This is a genomic window from Streptomyces mirabilis, from assembly GCF_018310535.1.
Lineage (GTDB): Bacteria > Actinomycetota > Actinomycetes > Streptomycetales > Streptomycetaceae > Streptomyces.
Map to the genome: position 1 here is coordinate 707,997 of NZ_CP074102.1, position 11,887 is coordinate 719,883.

At 71.5% G+C, this 11,887-nt stretch carries 7 protein-coding genes and 3 pseudogenes; 3 read left to right on the top strand and 7 right to left on the bottom strand.

The window, feature by feature from the left end; translation table 11 throughout:
* From SMIR_RS03225 to pqqA, 5 genes and pseudogenes are all read right to left on the bottom strand, one after another.
* On the bottom strand, positions 1–1,200 hold the full coding sequence (locus tag SMIR_RS03225) for a glycoside hydrolase family 88/105 protein (RefSeq protein ID WP_168497503.1): 1,200 nt from the start codon (positions 1,198–1,200) through the stop codon (positions 1–3).
* Entirely contained in the window at positions 1,197–2,282 is a 1,086-nt protein-coding gene (gene pqqE, locus SMIR_RS03230; protein WP_168497501.1) for a pyrroloquinoline quinone biosynthesis protein PqqE, read from the bottom strand. Before pqqE ends, SMIR_RS03225 begins: the two co-directional genes overlap by 4 nt.
* Positions 2,279–2,533, bottom strand: coding sequence for a pyrroloquinoline quinone biosynthesis peptide chaperone PqqD (gene pqqD / locus SMIR_RS03235; RefSeq protein WP_282190335.1), 255 nt, complete (start codon positions 2,531–2,533; stop codon positions 2,279–2,281). Before pqqD ends, pqqE begins: the two co-directional genes overlap by 4 nt.
* A gap of 281 nt (positions 2,534–2,814) precedes the next feature.
* Positions 2,815–3,525: pseudogene (gene pqqC / locus SMIR_RS03240) on the bottom strand (pyrroloquinoline-quinone synthase PqqC); the annotation flags it as partial.
* A gap of 75 nt (positions 3,526–3,600) precedes the next feature.
* Positions 3,601–3,696: pseudogene (gene pqqA, locus SMIR_RS44810) on the bottom strand (pyrroloquinoline quinone precursor peptide PqqA); the annotation flags it as partial.
* Positions 3,697–4,062: 366 nt separating this feature from the next.
* Between pqqA and SMIR_RS03250 the strand changes: the two are divergent.
* Positions 4,063–4,854 (top strand): aldo/keto reductase, encoded by a 792-nt coding sequence (locus SMIR_RS03250; protein WP_168501415.1) that lies wholly within the window; start codon positions 4,063–4,065, stop codon positions 4,852–4,854.
* A gap of 239 nt (positions 4,855–5,093) precedes the next feature.
* Positions 5,094–5,789 (top strand): glycoside hydrolase family 75 protein, encoded by a 696-nt coding sequence (locus tag SMIR_RS03255; protein ID WP_168497499.1) that lies wholly within the window; start codon positions 5,094–5,096, stop codon positions 5,787–5,789.
* A 37-nt stretch (positions 5,790–5,826) separates the two neighbouring features.
* Here the strand turns inward: SMIR_RS03255 and SMIR_RS44815 are convergent.
* Together SMIR_RS44815 and SMIR_RS03265 are read right to left on the bottom strand one after the other, a co-directional pair.
* Positions 5,827–6,565, bottom strand: a pseudogene (locus SMIR_RS44815) (SDR family oxidoreductase).
* Positions 6,566–6,650: 85 nt separating this feature from the next.
* Positions 6,651–10,262 (bottom strand): WD40 repeat domain-containing protein, encoded by a 3,612-nt coding sequence (locus SMIR_RS03265; RefSeq protein ID WP_212726476.1) that lies wholly within the window; start codon positions 10,260–10,262, stop codon positions 6,651–6,653.
* A gap of 255 nt (positions 10,263–10,517) precedes the next feature.
* Here SMIR_RS03265 and SMIR_RS03270 point away from each other — a divergent pair, with 255 nt between their 5' ends.
* The gene (locus SMIR_RS03270) at positions 10,518–11,885 is read left to right on the top strand and encodes a glycosyltransferase family 39 protein (protein ID WP_249938332.1); all 1,368 of its coding nucleotides are present in this window, start codon (positions 10,518–10,520) and stop codon (positions 11,883–11,885) included.
* Positions 11,886–11,887: the final 2 nt, after the last annotated feature.

Here is an 11,887-nt window from a genome sequence, read left to right on the forward strand (position 1 = left end):
TCACCTCGTCCTGAGTGGGTGGGCTGTGAGCTGTTCGTTCATGATCAGAAAGGCGCCGAGGCCGTGGAAGTCGTTCGTGGCCCGGTCGCGGGCGATGTAGTACGCGTAGTCGCCGACGTTGGTGCCGATGGAGATGTCGGTGAGGTTGGTGCGGCCGTCGGAGCCGACCGAGATCCTGGCGAGGACGCCCTGGTAACCGCGCCCGGCGACGGACGCGTAGTGCGGGTCGAGGTAGCCCTGCTGGGCGCCGCGCGAGAGGGCGTAGGTGAACATGCTGGAGCAGGACGTCTCGGTCCAGTTGTCGCTGCGGGCACCCTTGTCGATCACCTGGAACCAGCGGCCGGTGGCCGGGTCCTGGTACTTCTCCAGACCCGCGGCCAACCTCCGTAAAATGCCGACCAGTTGGACCCGTCGTGGATGGTTGACCGGGATCGCGTCGAGTACGTTGACGATCGCCATCGCGTACCAGCCGACCGCCCGGCACCAGTGCTCCGGGGCGAGACCGGTCGCAGGGTCCGCCCAGCTCGCCGTCTTCGACTCGTCGTAGGCATGCTTCAACAGGCCGTTCGTCACCTGGAGATGGCTACCGTAGACGTAGAGCTGCTTGGCGGCCTCGTCGTTCGCGTAGGTCGCGTCCCCGAACTCCTTGCCGTACTCGACGAGGAACGGGTTCACCATGTAGACGCCGTCCGACCAGAGTTGGTGGGCCCGACTGCTGGTGTCGGCGTGCCAGAAGCCTCCGTCGGCGGTGCGTGGGTAGGTGTTCAGACGGTTCCGGATCTTCAGGGCCGCCTTGCGGTAGCGGTCCTGGCCCGTCTCGTGGTGCAGGATCGTCAGCAGTCGGCCCGCCTGCATGCTGTCGAGGCTGTTGAAGCTCTGGCTGATCGAACCGTCGCTCGACACGAAGCGGTCGACGTAGCTCTTGATGTAGGCGAGATAGCGGGCGTCGTGGGTGCGCTTGTAGGTGAGGTACTGGCCGTAGAGGTACAGCCCGACCGGGTACGACCAGCCGCCGATCGTGCTCGGGGTGTAGCGGGCCATGGTCGAGTCGATCAGTGCGACGGACCAGTCCCGGGCGGCGACGGGCCTTCCAACAGGTGCTTGGGGCCACGGTGCCGGGGGTGCGGTGGCGGCCACCGTGGTCAGGCCGGCGGTGGTGAGCACGCCCGCCATCAGCGCTGCCCGCAGTCGTCGTCTCATGTTCCTCCCTCTCGGTAGGCGTAGGCGGAGTTCCTGAGCGGTGCCTCGTCGACGAGCGCGCGGACGAGGTGGTGGTCGGGTGCGTGGCGGCAGGCCGGGTCGGTGCGGGAGGCGTCGCCGGTGAGCGCGTACGCCTGACAGCGGCAGCCGCCGAAGTCGGTCGTGCGCAGGGCGCAGCCGCGACAGGGGTCAGGCATCCAGGCCTCGCCCCGGTAGGCATTGAAGGCCTTCGACTCGCGCCAGATCCAGTCGAGGCGGTGTGTGCGCACGTTCGGCGCGTCGAGTGCGGGGAGTGTCGCGGCGGAGGGGCACGGGAGCGCGGTGCCGTCCGGGGCGACGGTCAGGGAGACTGCTCCCCAGCCACCCATGCAGGGTTTCGCGGTGGCGTCGAGAAGGTCGGGGGCTACCCAGACCAGTTCGAGGCAGCCGGTGAGTTGTTCGCGCCGGCGGCGCACGGTGACGCGGGCCCGTTCGGCCTGGTCCCGGGTCGGCAGCAGGGCGGTGCGATTGCGGGAGGCCCAGCCGTAGTACTGCGTGTGGGCGAGCTCGATCCGGTCGGCGCCCCAGGCGAGGGCGAGCGTGATCAGGTCGTCGACGGCGTCGATGTTGGCCCGGTGCAGCACGACGTTCAGGCCGAGTGGCAGCCCTGCCGCCCGCACCAGCCTTGCGGCGCGCTCCTTGGCGGTGAACGCGCGGGCCCCCGCGATGAGTTCGGCGGCCCCGGGATCGGTGTGCTGTACGGAGAGCTGGACGCTGCGCAGTCCCGCGTCCAGCAGCTCCGCGAGCCTTCGCTCGTGCAGGCCCACACCGCTGGTGACGAGCTGGGTGTAGAGGCCCGCGGTGTCGGCGGCGGCGACGATCCGGGCGAGATCGCGCCTGAGGAGGGGTTCGCCCCCGGACAGGTGGGTCTGGACAACGCCCAGGTCAGCGGCTTGACGAAAGACGTCGGTCCATTGTTCGGCGGTCAGCTCTCTTGACCGACTGATCAGTTCGACGGGGTTGGAGCAATATGCGCAGCGCAGCGGGCAGCCGTGGGTGAGTTCGGCCAGCAGGGCCCAGGGGAGATCGACGGTCGCGGTCATCGCAGCCAGCCCTCCTCGCGCAACACCGAGAGGAATCGGGGCACTTCGTCGGCGACCGGCGCGCCGGGGAACCGTTCGACGAGCGCGGCGACGATCTCGGGCACCTGACGGTTGCCGTCGCACAGCCGGACGACACTCCCGGCGTGGCCGCGCAGGACGACGACGCGTTCGGGCATGAGCAACAAGTCGGTCCCGCGGACAGGATCATGACGGAGCATGACGGGGCGGGCGAGAGCGGGGCGCCAGGTCACGGTGAGCCCCCTGCGGGGCCGGGTACCACCGGGGTGTCCGTGTGCACGGGCCGCGCACCGGGATGCCGGACCTGCGCGGGCGAGCCCGGCGCCTGTGCGGACAAGGCACCCCCCGGCACCCCGCCGGAGGCACCCGGCAGGTGAACCGGACCTTCCCCTGACGCACCCCGATGGCCGCGACCCGGCGCGCGCGGCGGGCTGCCCTCCGGTGCGGCGGCCGCGTCGCCCCGGGGGCCACCCCGCGACACCCCGTCCGACGTGCCCGTCGGCACGGAGTCGCTCGCCCGGTCCACCGCGTCCAGGAGCGCCCACAGCACCTCGCACTTGAACGTCAGCGCCGCCACGGCCCGTTCCTGCTGCTCACGGGTGCGGGCCCAGCCCAGGACCAGGGCGAGCGCCTCCTCGCTGTCACGGCCGCCCTGCCCGATGCGGGTACGGAAGTACGCGAGCCCCTCGGCCTCGATCCAGGGGTAATACCGCTCGAACGCGGCGATCCGCGTGCGCATCAGTCCCGGTGCGGACAGTTCCGTGAGGGAGGCGGCGACCGCGTCCAGCGCAGGGCGCAGTCGGCAGAAATTAACGTAGCCCTCGACCGCGAGCCGGACGCCGGGCAGCACCCGGGCGGCGTCGCACAGCGCCGGGCGTTCGAGGCCGGCGGCCTCGCCCAGCCGCAGCCAGCGTTCGATGCCGCCCCGCCCGACGGCCGTGCCGTCGTGGTCCTGGATCCTGCGGACCCACATCCGCCGCAGTGCGGGATCGTCGAACTTGGCCAGGATCAGGGCGTCCTTGACGGGGATGTGGCGTTGGTAGTGGAAGCGGTTGATGATCCAGCGGCGCAGCTCGGCCGGGGTCAACTCGCCCTGGTGCATGCGGATGTTGAAGGGATGACGGTCGTGGTAGCGGTCCTCGGCGACGGCGCGCAGCCGCTCGGTGAACTCGGCGGTTCCCCAAGGGGCCGCGGCACCGTCGTCGCGCGCCGGTGTCGCGGTCACGGTCCGACAGCCGCGGGGCTACGCCGTACGCGCCAGGTGTCGCCCGGCCGGCGCCCGTTCGGCCACCGGGCCCACGCGGTCGCCGAGCGCGTACGCGGTGACCTCGAGGGCGGTCTCGACGACCAGATACCCGGGGGTCTCCCAGACCCTTTCCTCCGATGTTTCCCGAATGACATGCTCCGCGCGGCGGCCTTCGAGGGCGCTCTTGTTCATGTGCGCATACCTGCTTTCCTGATGGGTGGGGGGTGTAGAGCCCAGACAGGTGCTGGTGTTCACATGCATGCACCGAGTTCATGAACCCGTTCGGTGACGCCCTACAGAGTGGTCGGATGACGGAACCCGGTCAATGGTCCGGACCGATAACGTCGGATCCATTTCCGGCCAATCTCCGACCCTCACCAGGAATCCACAGCGAATCCGCCGGTCAGGAATGCATGACGACCGGTGATCGTTGACCATGTGAGTACCACCCGACGACTGAAGGATCGAGAGCTCGTGAGCAAGGTCCCCCCGATCATCCTGAACAACGGCGTCGAGATGCCGCAGCTGGGCTTCGGTGTCTGGCAGGTCCCGGACGACGAGGCGGAGCAGGCCGTCGCCACGGCGCTGGAGTCCGGATACCGCAGCATCGACACCGCGGCGATCTACGGCAACGAGGAGGGCACGGGCAAGGCCATCGCCGCCTCCGGCATCCCCCGCGAGGACCTCTTCGTCACCACCAAGCTCTGGAACAGCGACCAGGGGTACGACTCGACGCTCCGCGCGTTCGACACCTCCCTGGAGAAGCTCGGCCTGGACTACCTCGACCTGTATCTGATCCACTGGCCGCTGCCGTCCCGGGGCAAGTACATCGACACGTACAAGGCCTTCGAGAAGCTCTACACGGACGGCCGGGTCAAGGCCATCGGAGTCTCCAACTTCTACCCGGAGTACCTGGAGAAGCTGATCGAGGCGACGTCCGTCATCCCGGCCGTCAACCAGATCGAGCTGCACCCGCACCTCCAGCAGCACGCGGCCCGCGAGTACCACGCGGAGCAGGGCATCGCCACCGAGGCCTGGTCCCCGCTCGGTTCGGGCAAGGGCCTGCTGGAGGTCCCGGCGATCGTCGCCATCGCCCAGAAGCACAACCGCACTCCGGCCCAGATCGTGCTGCGCTGGCACATCCAGCAGGGCAACGTGGTGATCCCCAAGTCCGTGACCCCGTCCCGGATCAAGGAGAACATCGAAGTCTTCGACTTCTCGCTCGACACCGAGGACATCGCGGCGATCAGCGCGCTGAACGAGGACCGTCGCCTGGGTCCCGACCCGGCGACGTTCGACATGGGCTGAGCCTGATCCCCATGGGCTGACCTGCCCCGACCCCGCCGCCGGCCCGGACGCGCACCGCGCGTCCGGGCCGGCGGCGTTCTCCCGCGCACGCATCGACACGCATCGACACCCCCCTCCACGCCGGTTTCAGCTCCTGGACCGGACCAACTCCGCTGGGGGGCTTGACGCGGTCATGCAAGCAGGGCCACCTTGTACGGCAACCCGGTAAGGAAACTTTCCTAACAGAAGGGTCCCCCACAGTGCGCTCTCGAACACTGACCCTCGCGGCCGTCGCCGGTGCCGCGCTCCTCGCCACCGCGGCACTCCCGGCCAGCGCGTCGGGCTCCGTCACCCCCCGTTCCGCCCAGGAGGGTTCGGTCAGCGCGGCCGACCTGCTCGCCAAAGTGACGTCCTGTTCGCAGATTTCGAGCGGCAAGTACAAGACCGACGACGAGACCTCGGCCACCATCCCCGTGTGCGGCAAGAACGGCGCGGTGTTCTGGAAGGCCGACATGGACATCGACTGCGACGGTCAGGTCACCAGCAAGTGCAACGGCGACGCCGACCCCTGGTTCCAGGACGACACGGCGTTCCACCAGTCCGACGGGAAGCCGCTGCGCGCCGAGTCACTGCCGTATGTGGTCGTGCCCAGCACCAGCAGCATCTGGAAGTACACGAGTTACGGCATCAAGGGCGGCGGTGTCGTCGCCGTGATCTACAACAACAAGGTCGAGTACGCGGTGGTCGGCGACACCGGACCCACGAAGATCATCGGTGAGGCGTCGTACGCCACGGCGAAGGCCCTCGGCATCGACCCCGACCCTGCGACGGGCGGGGCCGACTCCGGGGTGACGTACATCCTGTTCAAGAACTCCCAGGTGTCGCCGATCGAGAGTCACAGCGCGGCGGTGTCGCTCGGGGACTCGTTGGCGAAGCAGTTCCTGCAGAACAACTGAGGCTTCCGCGACAACTGAGGCGTCCGCGGTTGCGACGTCAGTTGGGCTGGCCGATCGGACGTACCACCACGGTGTTCACATCGACGCCCGACGGCTGTCCGATCGCCCAGACGATCGACTCGGCGAGCTGGTCCGCCGTCAGCAGATGACCGGGTGGCAGGCTCCCGGTGCTGTCCCAGAACGGGGTCTCCACCCGGCCCGGCGAGATCAGGGTCACGCCGACACCGAACTCGGTCACCTCGCGACGTGCGTTCTCGGCAAGCCCGGTCACGGCCCACTTGGTGGCCCCGTAGAAGTTGCCGGGACCGTGGACGTGGCCCGCCACACTCCCGACCAGCACGATCCGGCCCCGCGTCTCCTTCAGGGCGTCGATGGAAGCCCTGAAGGAGACGCGGGACCGAGCACATTGGTCAGCACCATCTCGGGCCAGCCGGCCGGGTCACCGCCGGCGACGGTGTCGTGCGCGGCGAAGCCCGCGTTGGCGACGACGGTGTCGAGGCGGCCGAACTCCTTGAGCGTCAGCTCGACCGCGGCACGCACCTGGTCGTACTCGGCCGCGTGCCCGACGACCGTCAACAGCCCCTCGGGACGTCCAAGTTCCTCGACAAAGGCACGAAGCCGCTCCTCACCGCGGCCGGTGACCGTGACCCGGTGGCCGGCATCGAGCAGTCGCCGCGCGACCGCGGCGCCGATACCTCCCCCAAGCTCTCGGCTTCGCTCGAGCAGGGGGTACCCCCATCGCCACCGGTGATGAGTGCGACAGGTGAGGCGGTCATGGATACCCCGGTATGTGTGTGAAGACCAGCGGGAGTACATCACGTGGAGCTCTCTCGAAGTCAAGGGCAGAGCCGCCGACCTCCCTCAACACGTCTGCCGGTAGGGCACGTCCGGAAGATATCTGCGCCACTCGGTCCGGGTGGCCCCGCCCCCCGCCCGGGCGCACACATCGTCCGCCGCACGTTCCGGCGTCAACTGCGCGGTACGCCAGGGCAGATGGGCCGTCGCGATGCGCAACTCCCCATCGCCCGGGGTGAATCCGATCGCGAGGACGGGTCCGTCACCGGTCGGCAGGGTCGCTCCCGCCAGTCGCGGGGAGGCCGTCTCCCACACGCGGACCGAGCCGTCGGCCCGGCTCGCGGCCAGCAGTGAACCGTCGGCCGAGAAAGCCAGGGCAGGCCGCTCGACGGTGGAGTCGGCGGCTGCCAGGACGGCGATCCGGTGCTGCCCGCCTTCGTCCCACAGAGTGAGGCGCCCCTGAGTGTCGGCGGCGGCCAAGAAGCGTCCGTCGGGGCTGAAGACCGCGGTGCGCAGGAGATCCTCACCCGCGAACCCCTTCCTGCGCCTGCCCGTCCCGACGTCGATCAGGGCCCCTTCGGCGGTCACGACCGTGCGCCCTGCCGGGTCGATCGCGATGGCGTCCTCGGTCCGCGTTCCGATGGTGCGGGAGCCGGGGTGCGGGCCCTGTCGTGTGACGCGGATCCCGTCGCGGGTGTTGACGGCGGTGTGCACTGTGCCGTCGGCGGCGACGGCACGGGCTCCATACCGTGGCGCGGATGCGGCCGGCTTCCCGTCGGCGTCGAACGCGGCCTCGGTCCGCTCCTTCTTCCGCCACGCCGGGCTGATGAGCCCATGCAGCGAGAGGGTGCGTACGACTCCTGCCTGGGAGCCTTCGCGGTAGCGCAACACGCCTTGACGCGGGTCGAGCCGGATGTCGGTGACGGCGGGCGTCTCGACGGGGAACGTGACGACCGGCCTGCGCGGCCCGCCGTCCGCCGGGGCCGGACCGTCCGTACGCCACAGGGCCAGGCCGGCCGAACCCCAGGTGAGGACGTAGGCGCCCGTGGGGTCGAATGCCACCGCGTTGACGCCCTCGCCGGGCATCGGCAGCAGGGGACGCCCCCGGTCGGCATGGAAGTCCCAGGTGACGACGCCGTCCGTGGTTCCCGCGGCCAGCGCGCGGTTGTCGGGGGTGAAGGTCAACTCGTCCGACCGGCACAGCAGCCGCTGCGTCCGCGCGGGCGGATCGGTCGCGACCCGGCGCCGTTCGACGACGTCCCAGACGCGCAGTTGTTCACCGTCATGGGTGCACCAGGCCAGGAACCGGTCGTTCGGGCTCAGTACCGGCAGCGGTCCGTCCGGATCGCCCCCTGCGTACCGGAAGAGGACCCGCTCCCGTCGTACGTCCCACACCTCGACCGTGGCACGCTCGTCTCCGGCCTCGCGCCCCTCGCGCCGTACGACGAAGGTGCGTCCGCTCGGCCCGAACGCCCCGTCCGTGTCGGTCCAGGGTCCCGGCGCGATGCGGTGGCTCGCGCCGTTGGCCAGATTCCTGACCGTCGCGCCGTCGCGACCGCGGTACGCGATCCAGCGTGCGTCGGCGCTCACGTCGGTGATCCCCTCCGAGAGGCCGGGCAACGCGACCTCACGCAGTTGCCGCTGACGGCTTACGTCCCACTGAACGGCCTTGCCCTGTACTACCGTTGTGAAGATCCGGCCGTCCGAGCCGAGCCAGTACGGCGCGTTGAGGTCGCGGACCTGTGCGGGTTGGGTGAAGGCGGCCTGGTCGCTCTGGGCGGCGGCCGTCCGGACCGCCTCGCGGGTCTCGGGCAGGTCCGCGGTCCGCCAGGCCGCGAGCGCGAGACGCATCGCCGCGCGCGGATCCGTCGGCCGGAGCGTGTCCGCGAAGGCAGCGACCCGACGGGCCTCCGCCTCGTCCCGCTGCCGTGCGCTGACCCCGCTCTGCCGCCAGGCGGCCACACCGGCCACGACGGCGAGGCAGAGCAGCACGGCGAGAGACACGGTCAGAGTCCGCAGACGGCGGGCCGCGCGGGCGGCGGCGTGACGACCCGACTCGTACGCCGTCACGCTCGCGCCCAGGAAGTTCCTCTCCAGCGGACTCAACTCGCCCTGTCCGGAACCGAATTCCTCCCGCGCCGCTGTCAAGCGCAGCCCGCGGTAGAGGGCCCCGGCGTCCCGGTCCAGCTGCTGCCAGGTGCGCGCCGCCTCGGTGAGCCTGCGATGCAGCCGCAGCCGTTCGCGGTCCTCGTCCACCCAGCCGCGCAGCCGGGGCCAGGCACTGATCAGGGCCTCGTGCGCGAGGTCGACGGTGTCGCCGTCGACCGTCAACAGGCGTGCTGCCACCAGCTGTTCGAGCACCCGTGCCGTGGTGTCGGCATCCCCCAGTTCGTCACGATGGACGGGCCGCCGGGTGTCCTCGGCCCCGTCACCGGGGTTCACCAGCCGCAGCAGCAGTGCCCGTACGGCAGCCGCCTCGACGGGGGTGCAGCGCGCGTACACCTCCTCGGCGGTGTGCGCGACGGCGCCCTGGACGCCGCCGATCGCCTCGTACGCGGCCAGCGAGAGGGTGCGGGCGCTGCGGCGCCGCCAGATCTCGCGCAGCGCGTGGGCCATCAGGGGCAGACCGCCCGGCTCGCCGGCCACGTCCGCCACGATGCGTGCGGTGAGGGCGCGTTCGACGACGACGCGCTGCGCGACGGCCGGCCGGACCACCGCCTCACGCAGCCGCTGCGGGGTCATCGTCCCGACGAGCAGGGTGGAATCCCGCAGCGCCTCGGCGAGCGGGCCGTGTTCGGCGCACCGCCCGTAGAAGTCGGCGCGAACCCCGATGATCACGCGGAGTCCGCTGGCCGGGTCCAACGCCGTGAGCAACCGCTCGATGAACAGAGCCCGTTCGCCGGGGTCGGCGCAGAGCGCGAAGAGCTCCTCGAACTGGTCGATGACGAGCAGGGTGTCGCCGGGCGCGTCGTACGGGACGAACAGCGCGCCATGGGTGCGGGCCGGGTGCGCGCCGGGGGTGAGGATGCGGATGGCGGCGGGGGCCGGACGGTGCGTGGCGGACAGCCGGGAGTCGGAGTCGGGCGGAGTGGGCTCGGTGGCCGTGGTCCCGAATGCGGCCACGGGGGACCTGCGTCGGCCGGGGAGCGACGCGCGCGTCCGCACCGCGGCGGCCGGCTCCGCTTCCCTCGCATCGGCCGCCGTGCGCAGCGCCGGTATCAGCCCCGCCCGTAAGAGGGACGACTTGCCGCTGCCCGAGGCGCCGACGACAGCCGACACCCGCCTGCGGCCGACGAGTCGCAGCAGTTCGGCGATCAGGTCGTCGCGGCCGTGGAATCGGTCCTGGTCGGCGGGCTCGAACCGGGCGAGTCCCGGGTACGGGCCCTCGGCGTCGTCCGGTGCGGGCGTGCCCGCCTCGTCCGCGAGCGCCGCGCGCCAGCGCCGCTCCCACATGGAGCTGTCCCCTCCGCACGCGCTGACGTACGCCAGGAGCACCGGCAGGGTCGGCAGCTTCTCGCCCGCCGCCGCGGCGGACAGTGTGGGCCCCGAGTAGCCCGCCCGGCGGGCCATCGCGCGATACGTCGGAGCGCCCGCCTCGTCGCGGAGCCCCCGCAGCTCGAAGGCGAACCGCGCCACCGCGCCCTGCGCCGGGTCCAACGGCTTCTCTCGGCGTCCCACCGGTGACTCCCCCCGTCCACGGCGGCCCGATCCGTCGGCACCGCTCCCCACCTGCATTGATAGGTGCCCCGCGACGGGGCTGCCCATCAATCGTCCGGCGGCTGGACTCGACGGTGCACGTCCTCGGGGCCCCGTCGGAGGGGACCGCGAGGCATCGACCACGCGCCGGAGTCAGCCATCGCCACCACACACACTTCCAGACCGCCGCTCGCCCCCGCACGGTTGCCGTCGCCCGCCCCGCGCACCCCACTGACGGTGTACGCCCCCGCCCTGCTCTCGCTCACCCTCGGACTGTGGGGCATACGGCGCGGCGGCACGATGTGGCGGGACGAGGCGGTGACCTACGACATGGCACGGCGGTCCCTGCCCGACCTGTGGTCCACGCTCGCCGGCGCCGACGCCGTACACGGCCTGTACTACCTGCTCATGCACCTGCTGTTCGAGGTCACCGGCGGGCTCGACCCGCTCCTGGTGCTCCGGCTCCCGTCGGTCCTCGCCACGGCCGCGGCGACGGGAACGCTGGCCCTCCTCGGACGCCGACTGGCCGGCCCCCGCGCGGGTCTCCTCGCGGGGGCCGTCTTCGCGCTGCTGCCACAGGTCCAGCGGTACGCGCAGGAGGGCCGGTCGTACGCGATCGTGTGCGCGCTGGTCGTGTGGGCGACGTATCTGCTGGTGCGGGCGGTGGCGAGCCGGGACGGCCGGACCTGGGTCGCCTACGGTGCGGTGCTGGTGGCGGCCGGGCTGCTGCACGAGTTCGCCGTACTGGCGCTCACCGCACACGCGGTCGCCGTGCCACGCGCCGCCCGCCGGGCCTGGGCCGGGGCGGCGGCGCCGCTCGCCGTCCTGAGTACGCGGCAGTCGGATCAGGTGTCGTGGATCGGCAGACCGGGCGCCGGAGCGCTCGCGGGGTTCGCGGGAACGGCCGCCGTCGCCCTGGTCTGCGCGGCGATGTGCCGGAACACCACTTCGCGCGTACTCCGGGGCGTGCGGCTGCCCGCCCTCGCGCTCGGGCTCCTCGTCCTGCCCGCCCTGCTGCTCCTGCTGGTCTCGCTCGTCACACCCCTGTACGTGGACCGCTATGTGCTCTACGGCCAGAGCGGCACCGCCCTGCTGACCGGCGCGGCGCTGGACCGGCTCACCCGGGCCCGGCGGACCCGCACGGCGGCTCTGGCCTGCGCGGGCATGGCCGTTCTCGCGCTGCTCCCCGTCACCCTGCAGCTGCGTGCACCGCAGAGCCGGGTCGACGACGTGGGCGCGATCGCCCGCGCCGTCGCCGAGGCCGGTGCGCCGGGTGACGGGGTCCTCTATCTGCCGGCGCGGCGCCGGGTGTGGTCCCTGCCCGACCCCGGATCCGTGCGCGGGCTGCGCGATCTGGCCCTCGACCGTACACCCGCCGCCTCGCACACCCTGTACGGCAGCGAGGTTCCGGCACCGGTCATCCGCGCCCGCATGATCACGGCGACCCGTATCGTCGCCGTGAGCGATCCCGCGGGGCAGCCGCTCGACGCGACCCCGGGGGAGATCGTCAAACGGCGGGTCCTGGCCACGTACTTCGAGAAGTGCGGCACCCGCCGGGTCCAGGGCGCCCGGGTCACCGTGTACGCGCGCCCGGGCACGTGCTGACC